At 70.3% G+C, this 16330-nt stretch carries 15 protein-coding genes; 6 read left to right on the plus strand and 9 right to left on the minus strand.

Annotation, left to right across the window (positions count from 1 at the left end; all coding sequences use genetic code 11):
- The first annotated feature begins 352 nt into the window (after window positions 1-352).
- Window positions 353-664, plus strand: a complete 312-nt coding sequence (locus V8688_RS03955; protein WP_218719593.1) for a hypothetical protein — start codon at window positions 353-355, stop codon at window positions 662-664.
- Window positions 665-928: 264 nt separating this feature from the next.
- Window positions 929-2560, plus strand: coding sequence for a 2-succinyl-5-enolpyruvyl-6-hydroxy-3-cyclohexene-1-carboxylic-acid synthase (menD, locus tag V8688_RS03960; RefSeq protein WP_218719594.1), 1632 nt, complete (start codon window positions 929-931; stop codon window positions 2558-2560).
- Between the two features lie 13 nt (window positions 2561-2573).
- On the opposite strand, the gene V8688_RS03965 is transcribed toward menD, so the two are convergent.
- Entirely contained in the window at window positions 2574-2813 is a 240-nt protein-coding gene (locus V8688_RS03965) for a hypothetical protein (protein ID WP_218719595.1), read from the minus strand.
- Between the two features lie 156 nt (window positions 2814-2969).
- Here V8688_RS03965 and V8688_RS03970 point away from each other — a divergent pair, with 156 nt between their 5' ends.
- Window positions 2970-3569: a TIGR03086 family metal-binding protein gene (locus tag V8688_RS03970; protein WP_342800189.1), complete on the plus strand. Its 600-nt coding sequence runs from the start codon at window positions 2970-2972 to the stop codon at window positions 3567-3569.
- 107 nt (window positions 3570-3676) lie between these two features.
- Here the strand turns inward: V8688_RS03970 and V8688_RS03975 are convergent, their stop codons facing one another.
- Window positions 3677-4288 carry a TetR/AcrR family transcriptional regulator gene (locus V8688_RS03975; protein ID WP_218719597.1) on the minus strand — a complete coding sequence of 204 codons (612 nt, stop codon included), beginning with the start codon at window positions 4286-4288 and terminating at the stop codon, window positions 3677-3679.
- An 82-nt stretch (window positions 4289-4370) separates the two neighbouring features.
- Between V8688_RS03975 and V8688_RS03980 the strand changes: the two genes are divergently transcribed.
- Window positions 4371-5414 (plus strand): aldo/keto reductase, encoded by a 1044-nt coding sequence (locus V8688_RS03980; RefSeq protein ID WP_218719598.1) that lies wholly within the window; start codon window positions 4371-4373, stop codon window positions 5412-5414.
- On the opposite strand, the gene V8688_RS03985 is transcribed toward V8688_RS03980, so the two are convergent.
- The 4 genes from V8688_RS03985 to V8688_RS04000 all read right to left on the minus strand — a co-directional run bounded on the left by V8688_RS03985 (window position 5415) and on the right by V8688_RS04000 (window position 12235).
- Window positions 5415-9635, minus strand: a complete 4221-nt coding sequence (locus V8688_RS03985) for a bifunctional nitrate reductase/sulfite reductase flavoprotein subunit alpha (RefSeq protein WP_342800190.1) — start codon at window positions 9633-9635, stop codon at window positions 5415-5417.
- A gap of 197 nt (window positions 9636-9832) precedes the next feature.
- On the minus strand, window positions 9833-10546 hold the full coding sequence (locus tag V8688_RS03990; protein ID WP_218719600.1) for a demethylmenaquinone methyltransferase: 714 nt from the start codon (window positions 10544-10546) through the stop codon (window positions 9833-9835).
- A gap of 33 nt (window positions 10547-10579) precedes the next feature.
- A complete protein-coding gene (locus V8688_RS03995) occupies window positions 10580-11722 on the minus strand; it encodes a glycosyltransferase family 1 protein (protein ID WP_218719601.1) in 1143 nt (380 codons plus the stop codon).
- Window positions 11723-11794: 72 nt separating this feature from the next.
- Window positions 11795-12235, minus strand: coding sequence for a DUF3592 domain-containing protein (locus tag V8688_RS04000; protein ID WP_218719602.1), 441 nt, complete (start codon window positions 12233-12235; stop codon window positions 11795-11797).
- Between the two features lie 24 nt (window positions 12236-12259).
- Between V8688_RS04000 and V8688_RS04005 the strand changes: the two genes are divergently transcribed.
- Window positions 12260-12757 (plus strand): DUF2505 domain-containing protein, encoded by a 498-nt coding sequence (locus V8688_RS04005; protein ID WP_342800191.1) that lies wholly within the window; start codon window positions 12260-12262, stop codon window positions 12755-12757.
- Window positions 12758-12799: 42 nt separating this feature from the next.
- Here the strand turns inward: V8688_RS04005 and V8688_RS04010 are convergent, their stop codons facing one another.
- From V8688_RS04010 to V8688_RS04020, 3 genes are read right to left on the minus strand one after another with little or no spacing between them, the layout of a single operon-like run.
- Window positions 12800-13216, minus strand: a complete 417-nt coding sequence (locus tag V8688_RS04010; RefSeq protein WP_316576180.1) for a VOC family protein — start codon at window positions 13214-13216, stop codon at window positions 12800-12802.
- Window positions 13217-13225: 9 nt separating this feature from the next.
- The gene (locus V8688_RS04015; protein WP_218719605.1) at window positions 13226-13687 is read right to left on the minus strand and encodes an AraC family transcriptional regulator; all 462 of its coding nucleotides are present in this window, start codon (window positions 13685-13687) and stop codon (window positions 13226-13228) included.
- Window positions 13688-13691: 4 nt separating this feature from the next.
- The gene (locus tag V8688_RS04020) at window positions 13692-15032 is read right to left on the minus strand and encodes a geranylgeranyl reductase family protein (protein ID WP_255588105.1); all 1341 of its coding nucleotides are present in this window, start codon (window positions 15030-15032) and stop codon (window positions 13692-13694) included.
- 145 nt (window positions 15033-15177) lie between these two features.
- Here V8688_RS04020 and V8688_RS04025 point away from each other — a divergent pair, with 145 nt between their 5' ends.
- Window positions 15178-16200 carry a polyprenyl synthetase family protein gene (locus V8688_RS04025; protein WP_255588106.1) on the plus strand — a complete coding sequence of 341 codons (1023 nt, stop codon included), beginning with the start codon at window positions 15178-15180 and terminating at the stop codon, window positions 16198-16200.
- Window positions 16201-16330 lie beyond the last annotated feature (130 nt).

A 16330-nucleotide genomic window follows, 5' to 3' on the forward strand; every position in this document is an offset into this window, starting at 1 on the left:
CACAGCTCGATCGTGAGGCCGGTGTGGCCCGGGTGTGAACCCGGTCCGCACCGGCCTTTCGCGTCGGCGGGTGACCACACTCACGTAACGGGGCACGGCGCGGGCGGCGCCACAGCGTTTCCCGGTCGCGGGTAAATTCCGGCCGAGCGATTGTGAGCCCCGTAACGCCGTCGGTGAACAGCGGGAAAATGAACGATGGCCGATAATTCCGGCCATGCGGTGGCGGCACCGAACGATTGACTGCTTCCGTCCTGAATCGATTACGTTCGATTTCAGGTGATTCGGAAGGCGAATTGCCGCGACGCGGAATATTGTTTTCGCGCGATTCGGTTCGAGAAGGAAGTTCGGTCCCATGATCTCTCGCAAGACCCTCGCCGCCACCGGTGCCGCCGCTGCCGCCGCCGTGATGTTCCTCGGCCCCGTCGCTGTCGCGGGTGCCGATTCCGGCTCGGCGACCGGATCCTTCAGCGGCTCGGCCGATCTGGCCAGCGGCTCCGCCGATCTGTCCTCGGGTTCGGCCGCGCTGACCACCGGTTCGGCCGCAGGCGCAGGCGTGCTCGACTCGGGCAGCTCGGCACTCGACGGCGGTACCTCCGCGCTGGTCAATGTCATCGACCTGATCACCGGTATCAACGGTCTGCTCCCGGCGCCCGCGGCTTCCTGATCTTTGCCCGGGCAAGCTTTTCCGGAATTCGGCGGCGGGTGTGAATCCGCCGCCGAATTCCGCTTTTTCGGCGTGCTCGGCGCGGAGTTGTCGAATAGCGCGCAGGTCATGGCGGAAATGATTCCGTGGTGCCCCTATCGACCGGCCGAAACAGGTGAACATGCCGCTGCCGTCCCGGTTCCGGGGGAGTGTGCACCCGGCCGGTGATGCAGACAACGCGGGCCGGGGGCAGACGGGCGTGGTCCGGTCTGACAGTCTGGGATTGTGAATCCGTCAACTGCGCAGGCACGAGTGGTCGTCGACGAGCTCGTGCGCGGCGGCGTCCGCGAGGTCGTGCTGTGCCCCGGATCGCGTAACGCCCCACTGGCCTTCGCGCTGCAGGCGGCCGATGTCGCCGGGCAGCTGCGGCTGCACATGCGCATCGACGAGCGCACCGCCGGTTTCCTCGCGGTCGGGCTCGCGGTGTCGTCCGGGCGGCCGGTGCCGGTCGTGATGACCTCGGGCACCGCCGTCGCCAACCTCGGTCCCGCCGTGCTCGAGGCCAACTACGCCCGGGTGCCGCTGATCGTGATCAGCGCGAACCGGCCCTACGAGATGCTCGGCACCGGCGCCAATCAGACGATCGAGCAGCTCGGTCTGTTCGGCAGCCAGGTGCGGGCCACCATCAGTCTCGGACTGGCCGAAGCCGAGGCGGGGGAGTCGGCCTATCCGCGGCAGAACAGCGTCTGGCGCTCATCGGTCTGCCGGGTGCTCGCCGCGGCGCGTGGCACCAGGTCGGGCAATGCCGGGCCGGTGCAGTTCGACATCCCCCTGCGCGAGCCGTTGGTCCCCGAGCTGTCCGACGATCCGCTGCCCGTCGGCCGCGACGGCGAACGGCCATGGACCGCCACCCAGTACGCCACCCTCGACGTGCCACTCGACATCGACCTGACGCCCGACACCGTCGTCATCTCCGGCCACGGCGCGCGGCTGCTGCCCGAACTCGCCGAGCTGCCGACCGTCGCCGAGCCGACGGCGCCGATGCACGGTCCCGCGCTGCACCCGCTCGCGCTGTCGCTGCTGAAGCCGACGCAGGCGATCATCACCGGCCGCCCGACCCTGCATCGGCAGGTCTCGCGGGTGCTCGCCGACCCGAATGTCACCGTCTTCGCGCTCACCACCGGCCCGCGCTGGCCCGATGTCTCCGGCAATGTCGTCGGCACCGGCACCCGCGCGGTCACCACCGGCGCGCCGCGACCGGAGTGGCTGGCGCGCTGCGCCGACCTGAACCGGCAGGCCGAATCGGTGGTGCGCGCCGAACTGGCCACCCACCCCAAGGCCACCGGCCTGCACGTGGCCGCCGTCGTCATGGACGCGCTGCGCGAGGGCGACCAGCTGCTGCTCGGCGCGTCGAACCCGGTCCGCGACGCGGCGCTGGTCTCGCATCCGCGACCCGGCGTGCGGGTGCTGTCCAACCGCGGCGTCGCCGGGATCGACGGCACCGTCTCCGGTGCGGTCGGCGCGGCACTGGCCCATCCGGGCCGCACCATCGCGCTGATGGGTGATCTGACCTTCCTGCACGACGCGTCCGGCCTGCTGATCGGGCGCGGCGAACCACGGCCCGACAACCTCACCATCGTCGTCGCCAACGACGACGGCGGCGGCATCTTCGAGCTGCTCGAACAGGGCGATCCGCAGTATGCGGGCGTGTTCGAGCGGGTCTTCGGCACCCCGCACGGGATGGACCTGGCCGCCCTGTGCGCGGCCTATCGCATTCCGCACCGCCAGGTCGACCCGGAAGAGCTGGCCGTCGAGCTGGCGGATGACGCGCACGGCCTGCGCGTGCTCGAGGTCGCCACGGAGCGCTCCAGCCTGCGCGAACTGCACGCCACCGTGCGCACGAAGATCGCCGGCTAGCCGAGCGACGCGGTCAGGGCTCCTCGACGAACTCGTCCTCGTAGGGGACGGGGATGGTCTGCTCGATCACGTCGGCAGGGTTCGCGGTGTCGGCGTCGCGGTCGATGTTGGCCGCCATCTCGTCGGAGTAGTCGGCGGCATCGGAGAACGCCGGGTCATCGGGATCGTCGGCGGCGAAGGCCGATTGCTCCTGTTCGATCCGATCGGCCTCGGGAACTTCGTCGAGTGGCCGGGCGGCGTCGTAGTCGATCATCGGTGCTCCTCGGTTGTCGCCTCGCACGGTGTCGCTGATCGTTGCGTCATCCAGCGTGCGCCTATCGGCGGAACTCGGCAACCCGCGCGGCGATGAGATCGCGTGGCTCATCTCGTCACTACTGGTGAACGAGTCCGCCCTCGCCCAGGAGCGTCCATGGAACCGCAGTTCGACTTCGCCCTCGCCGCCCGCACCCTCGCCGACATCGTCGCCGGGATTCCCGACGACCTGCTCGACGCGCCGACACCGTGCGAGAACACCGCCGTGCGCCAGGTGCTCGCCCACGTCGTCGGGCTGACCGAGGCCTTCCGGCAGGCCGCCACCAAGCAATCCCTCGGCCACTCGGTGCCGCCGAGCCTGGACAGCGCGCTGCCCGCTGATTGGCGCACCTTGATCCCCGCCCAGCTCATCGCGCTCACCGAGGCGTGGCGGGTGCCCGCGGCCTGGGACGGCGACGCCGAGGCCGGTGGGGTGGTGTTGCCCGCGGCGATCATGGCGACCGTCGCGCTCGACGAGGTGACCGTGCACGCCTGGGATCTGGCGGCCGCCACCGGGCAGTCGGTCACCGTCGACCCGGACCACTTGGCGATCCTGCTCGAATTCCTGCGCGACACCGATCCGGAGGGCACGCCAGGTCTGTTCGGTCCGGTCGTCACCGTGCCCGAAGCCGCCCCCGCTTTCGATCGTCTGCTCGGTCTCACCGGGCGCGATCCGGGCTGGCGTCCGGCGGCGATCGCGGCCGACCGGCAGGTCTGACCGTCGATCGCCTGCCTCGACGAGGTCGAGGGCGGCAGGTTCCGCACGCGTCCGATGTCGTCGAATGTCACCGCGCACTGGGCGAACTCGTCTCGGCGCGAGCGCGGTCAGCGGACGTAGGCGCCGCCGATCGTGGCGAGGGCGGCCGCCCGCGCCGACTGGTCGGCGGCGCTCTCGTCGATGGGGTCGCCGCTGGCGAGCAGGCGGTAGTACAGCGGCGCGGACACCGCCGACAGCACCGCCCGCGGGTCCGTGCCCGCAGGCGCCTCACCGCGCGCCACGGCCGCCTCGACGCAGGGCGCCCATTCGGTGAGCCGGGTGTCGTAGAAGGTGTGCAGCGCCGTGGCGGTGACCTCGTCACCGGTGGCCGCGGCGATGACGGCGCGGAACAGATTGCCCTGGCGTGGGTCGGCGAGCGTCTTCGCGACCAGTCGGGCATTGGCGATCAGGTCGTCGAGCAGGGAGCCGGTGTCGGCGCGCGGCAGCGACTGCTCGGCCATGTCCACGAGCAGGTCGGCGACCAGCCCCGCCGGTGTGCGCCAGCGCCGGTAGACCGTCGTCTTACCGACGCCCGCCGTCGCGGCGACCTCGGCCAGATCCAGGCTCACGAATCCCCGGTCGGCGATCAGATCGCCGGCGACCTGCAGTACCGACTCGCGCACCCGGGCGGTGCGTCCACCTGGGCGAACGGACCCCGGCCAGGCGATGTCGTGATTCATAACGGAACTCCAGTTTCATTTAGCGCGCAACGGGTGTACTGTCCGAAGTGTTAACGGAACTATAGACCCTTTAGGAGTTCTCATGGAGTATCGGCGGCTCGGCGCATCGGGTCTGCACGTTCCCGCGCTCGGTTTCGGCGCGGGCACCTTCGGCGGACGGGGCGCGCTGTTCAGCGCCTGGGGCGATACCGACGCGGCGCAGGCCAGGCGCCTGGTCGATATCAGCCTGGAGGCGGGTGTCACCCTGTTCGACACGGCCGATGTGTATTCCGACGGGGCCTCGGAAGAGGTGCTCGGCGCGGCGATCAAGGGCAGGCGCGAGCAGGTGCTGCTGTCGACCAAATCCGCCCTGCCGACCGGTCCGGGCGCCCACGAGGCCGGGGCGGGCCGGGCCCGGCTGATCCGCGCCGTCGACGCCTCGCTGCGCCGCCTCGGTACCGACTACCTCGACCTGTTCCAGCTGCACGCCTTCGACGCGGGCACCCCGCTCGCGGAAACCCTCACGGCCCTCGACGATCTCGTGCGCGCGGGCAAGATCCGCTACGTCGGTGTGTCCAACTTCGCCGGCTGGGAGCTGATGAAGACGCTGTCCACCGCCGAGGCGCTCGGCCTGGAAAAGCCTGTCGCGCACCAGGTGTACTACTCGCTCGTCGGTCGCGACTACGAGTGGGAGCTCATGCCGCTCGCCGCGGACCAGGGCGTCGGCGCGATCGTCTGGAGTCCGCTGGGCTGGGGCAGGCTCACTGGCAAGGTCCGCCGTGGCCAGCCGCTACCGGCGGGCAGCAGGCTGCACGAGACCGCGCAGGCGGGCCCGCCGGTGGACGACGAACACCTCTACGACATCGTCGATGTCCTCGATCGCATCGCCGCCGAGACCGGGCACAGTGTCCCGCAGATCGCTCTCAACTGGCTGCTCACCCGGCCCACCGTCGCCAGTGTTCTGATCGGCGCCCGCAACGAGGAGCAGTTGCGCCAGAACCTCGGCGCGGTCGGCTGGCAGCTGGAGCCCGAGCACCGGGCGGCTCTCGACGCCGCGAGCGCCACGACACCGCCGTACCCGTACTACCCGTATCACCGGCTGCCCGACTTCACCCGGCTGAACCCGCCGGCGATTCGGGCGGCGTGATCAGTACACGTCGCGGACGTAGCGCTTCTCGGCGACCAGCTGCTTCTTGAAGGCCAGGGCACCGGCCTCGTCCAGCTTCCCGTGGATCTGGGCGATCCGGAGCAGCGTGTCGTCGACGTCCTTGGCCATCCGGGAGGCATCGCCGCAGACGTAGAAGTGGCCGCCGTCGCGCAGCCACGACCACAGCTCGGCGCCGTGCTCGATCATCCGGTGCTGCACGTAGACCCGCTCGCGCTGGTCGCGGGAGAAGGCCAGGTCCAGGCGGGTGAGGAAGCCCGAGCGGAACATGTCCTCCAGCTCGGTCCGGTAGTAGAAGTTCTGGGCGGCGTGTTGATCGCCGAAGAACAGCCAGTTGCGTCCGGTCGCGCCCAGGGCCCGACGTTCGTGCAGGAAACCGCGGAAAGGAGCGATGCCGGTGCCGGGGCCCACCATGATCATCGGGGCGTTGGGGTCCAGCGGCGGACGGAAGTGCGGGGCGCGCTGCAGGAAGATCGGCACCTCGGCACCCGCCCGGTCGGCCAGGAAGGTCGAGCACACGCCACCGCGCCGGGTGGAGTTGCCGGCAGGTTCGCCGTAGCGGACGACGCCGACGGTCAGCTGCACTTCGTCGGGGGTGGTCAGCGGGCTCGAGGAGATCGAATACTGGCGCGGCTGCAGCTTTTTCAGGGCGCCGAGCCAGTCGACCAGGTCGGTGCGCACCGGGAAATCACGCAGCACGTCGGCGGCCTGACGGTCCCAGAGGTAGTTGGCGAGTTCGTTGCGGTTGTCGCGCCGCAGCAGCTTGGCCAGCTGGGGGTGCGGATTGCGTTCGGCGATGAAGCCGAGCAGATCCTGACTCACCTTGGTGATGTCGTAGTGGGTGCGCAGGGCCTCGGTGAGGGTGAGTTCGCGGTCGTCGAGCTCGATGACACGGCGACCGTCCAGGCCGGTCGCGGTGAGCCACTCCTCGACGAGTTCGGGGCTGTTGGCCGGGAGCACGCCCAGCGAGTCGCCGACCTCGTAGCTGGCGTCGAGGTCGTGCAGGTCGAAACCGAAGCGGCGCACCTCTTTCGACGAGCCCGGCGCGCTGAGTGTTTCGTTGCGCATCAGGGTCGCGCGGACCGGAGCCTGGCGGGTGAACGGCGCCGGGGCGGTGCGCTGGACGCGAGTGGGTGCAGGGGCGAGGGGGCGGTCGAGCACGATCGCGCCGCCGCGACCGGACGGCCGCGGTAGCGAGGAGCCGGACATCTGGTGTGGCACAGGGGCATCGGTGTCGCCGATACCCGGTGCGTCGGGTGGGGTGGCCTCGCCCGGGGCCGACCCGCCGAGCGCGGCGAGGACATCGTCGAGCCACTGGTCGGCGGCGTCGGCGAAGTCGGGTTCGCTGTCGACGCGGGGCACCAGCGGCTTGGCGCCGCGCGCGGCGAAGAGGCGGTCGAGTTTGCGGCCGTGGCCACAGAAGTCGTCGTAGGAGGAGTCACCGAGGGCGAACACCGCATAGCGGACGTCGTTGAGCCGGACGATGCTGTCCTCGAGCCGGGTCCAGAAGTCGGCGCCGTTGTCGGGCGGGCCGCCGTCGCCGAAGGTGCTGGTGACGATGAGGATGTCGCCGGTGAGCGCCGACAGCTCGCAGGAATCCATGTCGAGCAACGACGGCTGGAATCCGGCGGTGGACAGGCGCGCGGCGACGGTGGCCGCGAGTTCCTCGGCATTGCCGGTCTGGGAGGCCCACAGGACCGTCACCGGGGCGGCGGCCGGAGCGTCGGCGACCGCAGCTTCGACCGTGGCGCCGGAGGTGCGCGAGTACATCCCGGCCAGCAAGCCGTCGACCCAGAGCCGGGACTGGGCCGACAGCGGCGCGCTCGCCGGCAGCACGGGCTGCCCGGAGACCGGCAGCGACTGCAGTGCGGCGAGGTAGCCGCCGAGATAGATGCGTTCGGTTTCGCTGAGGGTCGGCGAGGTGCCCGCGTCCAGGCCGAGGATCCTGGCCAGCGGGTGCACACTCGGCTGGGCGGACAGCTGGGCGGGCTGGGCCGGCGCCTGCTCGGGCGCGGCGGCGGGTCCGACCCGGCGCAGCGCCACCGCGCAGGCCTTGAACTCCGGCTGCAGCGAGGCGGGGTCCACCGCATCGTTGGTGACGGCGTTGATCGTCAGGTATTCACCCTGTTCGTCGTTCCAGTGGAAAGGAGCGAAGCAATCGCCGGGCCGAACCCGATCACTGATCTGTACCGGCAGCACGGCACGGCCACGGCGCGAGGCGATTTCGAGCTGGTCGCCGGGCTTCAGGTCCAGCCGCCGCGCGTCTTCGGGATGCACCTCGACGAAGGGAGCGCCGTTGAGCTTGGTCAGCTTGGCGACCTTGCCGGTCTTGGTCATCGTGTGCCACTGATGCTGCAACCGGCCGGTGTTGAGCAGGAACGGGTAATCGTCGTCGGGCAGTTCGGCGGCGGGCAGGTGCGGTCGGGGGAAGAACACCGCGCGCCTGCTCGGGGTGGCGAACGCCAGTCGCGGTGTGGTGCCGTCGGATTCGACATGCAGCGGCTGGTGGACGCCGTCGTTGCGGTAGCGGATCGGGTTGCGCGGGCTGGTGCTGTCGTTGCAGGGCCACTGCATCGGGCCTTCGCGCAGCCGGTCGTAGCTCATACCGCTCAGGTCGTAGCCGGTGGCCGGGTTGGTGAACTGCTGGATTTCGGCGAAAACCTCGGCACTCGAGGCGAAGTCGAAGCCGGGGAAGCCCATGGCCGTGGCGACCTGGGCGATCAGCAGCCAGTCCGGTCGCGCGTCGCCGACCGGATCGACCGACTGCTGCAGCAGGGTGACATTGCGCTCCGAGTTCACCATCACCGCATCGGCTTCGGCCCACAGCGTGGCGGGCAGCAGCAGGTCGGCATAGGCGTTGGTGGCGGTCTCGGTGTAGGCGTCCTGCACCACGACCAGCTCGGCCGCTTCCAGGCCCGCGATCACGGTCTTGCGATTGGCCACGGTGGCAACGGGATTGGTGCAGATGATCCACGCGGCCTTGATCTCGCCGTCGGCCAGACCGCGGAACATGTCGATGGTGCCGGGCCCCGCCTCGGTGCGCAGGGTGCCGGCGGGCAGGCCCCACGCGGTCTCGACGAAGGTCCGGTCGGCGGGGGAGAGCAGGCTGCGCTGGCCGGGCAGGCCGGGGCCCATGTAGCCCATCTCGCGGCCGCCCATGGCGTTGGGCTGACCGGTGAGCGAGAACGGGCCGCTGCCGGGGCGGCAGATCGCGCCGGTCGCCAGGTGCAGGTTCACCAGCGCGTTGGTGTTCCAGGTGCCGTGGGTGGACTGGTTGAGTCCCATCGTCCACAGCGACATCCAGTCGCCGGCCTCGGCGATCATCGTCGCCGCGGTGCGGATGTCGGCCTCGGCCAGGCCGGTGAGCTCGGCGACCCGGGCGGGCGGGTAATCGGCGAGGAACTCGGGCATCGCGTCCCAGCCCTCGGTGTGCTCGGCGATGAACGCGGTGTCGATCGCGCCGTCGGCGACCAGCAGGTGCAGCAGGCCGTTGAGCAACGCCAGGTCGGTGCCGGGCGCGATCTGCAGGAAGAGGTCGGCGCGCGCGGCGGTGTCGGTGCGGCGCGGGTCGACCACGATCAGCTTGGCGCCCGCCTTGAGCCGGTCGGCCATCCGCAGGTAGAGGATCGGGTGGCAGTCGGCCATGTTCGCGCCGGAGACCAAGAACAGGTCGGCGTGTTCGAAGTCGTCGTAGGAGCCGGGTGGACCGTCGGCGCCGAGCGACTGCTTGTAGCCGGTGCCCGCGCTGGCCATGCACAGCCGGGAGTTGGCTTCTATGTGCTTGGTCCGCAGGTAGCCCTTGGCCAGCTTGGTCGCCAGGTACTGGGCCTCGAGCGACATCTGCCCGGAGACGTAGAGGGCGATCGCGTCGGGCCCGTGTTCGTCGAGGATGGCGCGCAGCCGGGTGGCGGTCTGGTGGACGGCCTCGTCGACCGGCAGCGGGACGGGGACTTGACCGCGTTCGGGGCGGTGGTAGGCGGTGTCCATCCGGCCGGGCGCGGCCATCATCTCCGCGTGCGTCGCGCCCTTGGTGCACAGCCTGCCCGCGTTCGCCGGATGCAGCTTGTCGCCGCTGACCTTCGCGATCAACCGCGCACCCGACTGATCAGTCTTGGTCTGGACGCTGATGCCGCAGCCGACGCCGCAGTACGAGCACTGTGTACGCACAGTGTCCGTGGCGCGGATGTCAGCTTCCCGTGTCATGGCTTCGATCATCCGCACCTGTCGTTGCGCTCGATTTACCGAACGTTATGTCCAGGTGACAATCGACCTCACACGTCAAAATTTCCACCGTGAGGTCCGGTCGGGAATATCTGCCCTGATCAGGGCGCATTCCGGTGCGGCACCCCGTGCCGCGCGCCGCCCCGGGGTGACGGGACTCACCCCGGTATCAGGGCGGTTCAGCCCAGTTTGTAGCCGCGATGCAGCGCGACAACACCACCGGTGAGGTCGCGCCACTGCACCGAGTCCCAGCCGGCGTCGGCGATCCGCCGGGCCAGCCTGCGCTGGTTCGGCCAGGCCCGGATCGACTCCGCCAGGTAGACGTAGGCGTCGGGGTTGGAACTGACCGCGCGCGCCACCCGCGGCAGCGCCTTCATCAGGTACTCCATGTAGACGGTGCGGAACGGCCCGAACACCGGTGTGGAGAACTCACACACCACCACCCGGCCGCCCGGCTTGGTCACCCGCAGCATCTCGCGTAGCGCCAGGTCGATGTCGGCGACATTGCGTAAACCGAAGGAGATGGTCACCGCGTCGAACGAGTTGTCGGCGAACGGCAGGGCCATCGCGTCACCGGCGACCATCGGCACCTGGCGGAACCGGCCGGCGGCGAGCATGCCCTGGGAGAAGTCGGTGGCCACGCACCACGCGCCGGACTTGCCCAGCTCGACGGTCGAGACGCCGGTGCCCGCGGCGAGGTCGAGCACTCGCTCGCCCGGACGCAGCCCGAGCGCGCGCCGCGTCGCCCACCGCCAGTATCGATCCTGGCCCGCGGAGATGACCGTGTTGGTGAGGTCGTAGCGCTTGGCCACACCGTCGAACATCGACGCGACCTCGTGGGGTTGCTTGTCCAGCGATGCTCGAATCGGTTCCCGCTGCTCTGTTGTCGCCACGATTCGAGCTTATCCGGAGCGCGCTCGAACCCTCTATGCCGAGCGCGGCAATCGGTCGCGCATCCCGGTCACCTCGGCGTAGTGGGTCATCAACTCGGTGCAGATCGCGGGCCAGGTGCGGTGCAGCACCGACTTGCGGGCCGCCGCCGCGAACCGGGCGCGCTGGCCCCGGTCACGCAGGGCCGATACCGCGCTGGGCAGCAGCTCGGCGAACCGGTCGACCGGCAGCAGGTAGCCGTTGCGGCAGTGCGCGATCAGGTCGCGCGGGCCACCCGCGTCCGGCCCGATCACCGGCACACCGGACGACAGCGCCTCCTGCACGCCCTGGCAGAACGTCTCGTGCTCGCCCGGATGCACCATCACGTCCAGGCTCGCGTAGTGCGTAGCCAGGTCGCTGCCGCCGAGCTCGCCGGTGAACACGGCGTCGGGCAGCAGCCGGCTCAGCCGCGCCCGTTCCGGTCCGTCACCCACCACGACCAGCTGGATCGACGGATCGCCCGCCAGCGCCGCGAGCCGTTCGACGTGCTTCTCCGGGGCGAGTCTGCCCACGAAGCCGACCACCAGCCGGTCCTCGCCGCCCAGCCAGCTCGCCCGCAGGTCGGCGCTGCGCGCGGCGGGGTCGAACCGGTCGATGTCGACGCCGCGTCCCCAGCGATGCACCCGGGGGATGCCGTGGTCGGCCAGGTCCTGGGCGGCCGCCGAGGACGGCGCCAGCGTGCGGGTCGCGCCTTCGTGGATCCGGCGCGTCCACGCCCAGGCCGCGCGGGCAGCGAGCCCGAGACCGTAACTCTTGGCGAAACCGGCGACATCGGTCTGATATACCGCGACCGAGGGCAGATCGAGCCGGGTCGCCGCGGCCAGCCCGCCGGCGCCGAGCAGGAACGGCGAGGCCAGATGCACCACGTCGGGGTCGAAGGCGGCGATCGCGGCGGTGATCCCCGGCTGCGGCAGGCCCACCGGCAGCGAGCTGACCTTGGGCACCATCATCGCAGGCACCCGGTGCACCGGGAAGCGGCCGTGGAAGCGGGGTGCGGGCGCGACGCCGCGCAGGGTGTCGGGTGCCACGATCATCGCGTCGTGTCCGTGCTGGTCCAGGTGGTCCAACACCCGCAACACGGAGTTGACGACGCCGTTCATGTTCGGCAGGAATGACTCCGCCACGATGGCTACGCGCACCACCTCAGAGTGACCGCCACACGGCGCGACACCACCACGCCGACGTGAAGCCGGGACGAACAGCAGACGAAGTTACGCCTCGTGCTGCTTGCGCCGCACCAGCCACAGCACGGGCAGCGCCACCGCCCAGACCACCACGATCACCGAGGCCGCCGGGATGATCGCCACCCGCGCGTCCCGCCCGGCGACCCGGACCAGATCGGGGTCGCGGGTGCTGTACTCGACATTGATGCGCTGCCCGGCCGTCAGATTGGTCGGATACAGGATGCCGACCTTCGGGTTGTGGGTGACGCTGTCCGGCGTCACGTACATGACCGCCGACCGCAGCCTGCCCGCCGAGAGCACCTCACCGGAGGTGGTTCCGCGATGCTGCTCGATCTCGAAGTCGTTGCGCCAGGCCGCGAGTACGAGCAGCACCATCAGCACGCTGATCACGGTGGCCACGCCGAGCACGCAGGACCGTACCCGTCGCAGGCGCTTGGACCGCCGCTCCGACAGGCTCACTTCCGACACCCGGCACACAGTACCGTTGCCGCCATGTCCCGAAAATTCAGCTTCACCGTGCCCTACGCAGTCCCGGTCGAAGATCTTCACCGGGCACTCGTCGACGATGCGGTCTGGCAGGAGCGATTCGCCGCCGCCGAGACCGCGACCCTCGAACTCTCCCATCCCGACGGGCCGGGTTCGATTCGCCTTCATATGACGGAAAAGCCAGGTCGGGACAAGGTTCCCGGCCTGGTACGCAAGGTGCTCAAGAGCGATCTGGTGCTGTCGCGGACCGACAACTGGCAGCCGCTGCAGGGCGAGGTCGCCAAGGGCAGCTTCACCGGGCAGACCGGCGGCATCAACACCGAGATGTCGGGCACCTACGAACTGCGTCCGACCGCCGAGGGCAGTGAGATCGAAGTCGTCGGCACCGTCACCGTGAAGGTGCCGCTGGTCGGCGGCGCCATCGAACCGCTGGCCGAGCAGCTGCACCAGCGCGTTCTCAACAGCGAACGCAAGTTCATCGAGAACCGCTTCGCCAGGAAGTAGACCGTCGGAAGGTGCCGCCCGCCGGGCCGGGCGGCACCGCGCTCACGCGCTCGGCTCGACCAGCACCAGCCAGTTGCCGGAGTTGTCGCGGATGATGGCCTCGGTGCCGTACGGGCGCGCGGCGGGCGGCTGGATGAACTCGACGCCCTTGGCGGTGAGCTCCTCGAAGGTCTTCTGGCAGTCGGCGGTGCGCAGCCCGAGGGCGCCGTGGGTGCCGTCGGCGAGGGATCGCCGGATCGCGTCGGCCATGTCGTCGGTCAGCGGCGGTCCCGGCACCATCAGCGTGACCTCGAGCTCGGTGTGGTCCGGGTGAGCGACGGTGACCCACCGGAACCCGTTGTCGCCCATGCTCACATCCGCGGTCTCGACGAATCCGAGCTTGTCGATGTACCACTGCTTGGCGGCGTCCTGATCGGTCACATACACGGTGACCAGGGAAACGTTCGTGATCGTTGGCATGACTCGAGGCTAGGACGGACCGGTGCCGCCGGGCTTCTCCGAAATTGCGGTGTCGGGCCGGACCCGGTCGGAGAGCCCGTGCATGAAGACGTAGCAGCCCGGAATGTGTGGTGCGCCGTCGGCGAACCTGGCCTGATACTCGCTCGGCGTCGCCCCGACGAGCTGACGGAACTTGCTGCTGAACGAGCCCAGACTCGCGTACCCGACCAGCATGCACACCTCGGTGACGGTCAGATTGGTGGCCCGCAGCAGATCCTGGGCTCGTTCGATCCGCCGCTCGGCCAGATAGGCCCCCGGCGTCGGCCCGTACACGGCGGCGAACGCGCGCAGGAAGTGGTACTTGGAGACCCCGGCGGCGCGGGCGAGATCGTCCAGGTCGAGCGGGTCGGCGTAGTGCCGATCGATCAGATCGCGGGCCCTGCGCAGGTGCGGCAGCAGAGCCAGGACCGGGCGACGCGCCGTCGCGCTCACGACGTCAGCTGAACGGCCGCAGGTCGTCGGCGCGCAGGGAGGCGCGGCCGGCGGCTCGCCAGGCGCGGGCGGTGAGGTCGACGTCCTCGTCGGTCACCAGGTTGCCCATCACCCGAACGGCCGTGCGCTGCAGGTACTTCGAGCGCATCACCGGCGGGCCGCCGAGCGGGACCATCTTCGGGTGGGTGGCCAAGCCGGCCAGCCTGCGCGCGACCGAGAAGGTCCGGCCGTAGCGCTCGCGCAGCAGCTGCGGCCACACCCGGCTCAGGTCGGGCTCGTCGAGCAGGCCGGACAGCAGGTGCCCGCCCTCGAGGCCGTAGTCGATGCCCTCGCCGTTGAGCGGGTTCACGCAGCCCGCCGCATCGCCGACCAGGACCCAGTTCACCCCGGCCACGTTCGAGACCGCGCCGCCCATCGGCAGCAGCGCCGACGCCACCGCGCGCAGCTCGCCCTCGAGCTCCCATTCCTCGCGACGCAGCCGGGTGTAGTGCTCGATCAGCGGCTTGAGCGCGATGTGCGAGGGCCGCTGCTCGGTGGCCAGCGAGCCGACGCCGATATTCACCTCGCCGTTGCCCAGCGGGAAGATCCAGCCGTAGCCGGGGACCAGCTCGTCGGCGGCGTTGCGCAGTTCCAGGTGCGAGGAGATCCACTGATCGTCGCTGCGCCCCGACTTGATGTAGGCGCGCGCCGCGGTGCCGTAGGCGAAGCGCCGATGCCAGGTACGACCCAGCTGTTTTCCGATGGGGGAGCGCACCCCGTCGGCCACCACGAGCACCCGGCAGCGCACGGTGTGGGTGGCCTCGCCGATGCGCACCGTCACCCCGGTGACCCGCTCGCCCTCGCGCAGCACCTCGGTGACCTTGGCCCCGTCGACCATCAGCGCGCCCGACTTGATCGCGGTCTCCCGCAGCTTGTCGTCGAGTTCGGTTCGGGGAACCGCGCTTCCGTAGGTCGGGAACGACCCGCCCGGCCACGGCAGCAGCGCCTCCCGGCCGAAGCCTGCCATCCGCAGGCCGTGATTCACCGTATGCGCGCGCAGCCACTCGCCCAGACCCAGGTGTTCCAGCTCGGCGGTGGCCCGCGGCGTCAAGCCGTCACCACAGGTCTTGTCGCGCGGGAACACCGCGGAATCGAGCAGCAGCACGTCGCGACCGGCCCGCGCGGCCCAGGCCGCCGACGCCGATCCCGCGGGTCCGGCCCCGACCACCAGCACCTCGACGTGGGCAGGCAGCGGCGCGCCTGCCCCCGGCGGGCCGGCGGCGGCAGCGGAGTGTGACCACGCAGGCCCGCGAGGGCGGGCGCCAGGGGCACCGCGGTCGGCGGGGGTGAGATCCGGTGAACCCATGGCTCAATACTGGCACCCCCGGCCGCTGTGCGAGAGTGTCGGGTACACCGGGAATAGTCACTGTGTGACCGTGTTCATCGGCCCTGGCGCCGGAACACGCTAGGTTGCTACCCGTCGGGGTCGGACGCATCGCTGGGAGAAGATAATGAGCACATCGGCTGTGAGCGACGAGAGCACCGTGGTTGCCGGGGTAGATCTCGTCGATCCCGAACTCGCCGCCACCGTGCGCGACGGCCTGGCCGCGGTCGAGAAATTGCTCGTCGACGAACTCTCCGACGGTGAGGAATTCCTGCAGGAAGCGGCGCTGCATCTCGCCCGCGCGGGCGGCAAGCGCTTCCGGCCGTTGTTCACCGTGCTCACCGGTCAGCTCGGTCCCAATCCCACCGATCCGGCCCTGGTCACCGCGGGTACCGTGGTGGAGCTGGTGCACCTGGCCACGCTGTACCACGACGACGTGATGGACGAGGCGCCCCAGCGGCGCGGCGCCGTCAGCGTCAACGCGCGGTGGGGCAACAACATCGCGATCCTGGCGGGCGACTACCTGTTCGCCCACGCCTCCCGCCTGACCTCGACGCTGGGCCCCGACGCGGTCCGCATCATCGCCGAGACCTTCGCCGAGCTGGTCACCGGCCAGATGCGGGAAACCATGGGCGCCAAGCAGACCCAGGACCCGGTCGAGCACTACCTGCGCGTGGTCTGGGAGAAGACCGGCTCGCTCATCGCCGCCGCGGGCCGCTTCGGCGGCACCTTCTCCGGCGCGGGCCCCGAGCACGTCGAACGGCTGGCCCGCCTCGGCGACGCCGTCGGCACCGCCTTCCAGATCTCCGACGACATCATCGACATCTCGTCCTCGGCCGAGCAGTCCGGCAAGACGCCGGGCACCGACCTGCGCGAGGGCGTGCACACCCTGCCCGTCCTCTACGCGCTGCGCGAGTCCGGCGCCGACGGTGACCGCCTGCGCACCCTGCTGGCACGCCCCCTGGAAACCGACGCCGAGGTCGAGGAGGCGCTGGAGCTGCTGCGCCGTTCGCCCGGCATGGCCCAGGCCAAGGAGAAGCTGCAGGAATACGCCGACCTCGCCGACACCGAACTGGCCGCGCTCCCGGCGGGTCCGGCCAACGACGCCCTCAGCCGCCTCGTCCGCTACACCATCGAGCGGGTGGGCTGACCAGGAACTATCGCCGCCACGCAGTCGTTGACCAAACGCGAAGCAACATCGGATTTCGCGCGAACATGGGTGACTCGCCGGGTACGCCCAGAACTGTTCACGTGGTCGACCGCAGGCCCGACGCCTGACG

Source organism: Nocardia sp. No.11, from assembly GCF_038752175.1.
GTDB classification, from domain to species: domain Bacteria; phylum Actinomycetota; class Actinomycetes; order Mycobacteriales; family Mycobacteriaceae; genus Nocardia; species Nocardia canadensis.

What these genes read in the sequence shown, in the direction of transcription:
- V8688_RS04025 (WP_255588106.1), top strand. Translation starts at nt 15,178, where the DNA reads ATGAGCACATCGGCTGTGAGCGACGAGAGCACCGTGGTTGCCGGGGTA.
- V8688_RS04005 (WP_342800191.1), top strand. Translation starts at nt 12,260, where the DNA reads ATGTCCCGAAAATTCAGCTTCACCGTGCCCTACGCAGTCCCGGTCGAA.
- V8688_RS03985 (WP_342800190.1), bottom strand. Translation starts at nt 9,635, where the DNA reads ATGACACGGGAAGCTGACATCCGCGCCACGGACACTGTGCGTACACAG.
- V8688_RS04020 (WP_255588105.1), bottom strand. Translation starts at nt 15,032, where the DNA reads ATGGGTTCACCGGATCTCACCCCCGCCGACCGCGGTGCCCCTGGCGCC.
- V8688_RS03970 (WP_342800189.1), top strand. Translation starts at nt 2,970, where the DNA reads ATGGAACCGCAGTTCGACTTCGCCCTCGCCGCCCGCACCCTCGCCGAC.
- V8688_RS04010 (WP_316576180.1), bottom strand. Translation starts at nt 13,216, where the DNA reads ATGCCAACGATCACGAACGTTTCCCTGGTCACCGTGTATGTGACCGAT.
- V8688_RS03965 (WP_218719595.1), bottom strand. Translation starts at nt 2,813, where the DNA reads ATGATCGACTACGACGCCGCCCGGCCACTCGACGAAGTTCCCGAGGCC.
- V8688_RS03980 (WP_218719598.1), top strand. Translation starts at nt 4,371, where the DNA reads ATGGAGTATCGGCGGCTCGGCGCATCGGGTCTGCACGTTCCCGCGCTC.
- V8688_RS03955 (WP_218719593.1), top strand. Translation starts at nt 353, where the DNA reads ATGATCTCTCGCAAGACCCTCGCCGCCACCGGTGCCGCCGCTGCCGCC.
- V8688_RS03975 (WP_218719597.1), bottom strand. Translation starts at nt 4,288, where the DNA reads ATGAATCACGACATCGCCTGGCCGGGGTCCGTTCGCCCAGGTGGACGC.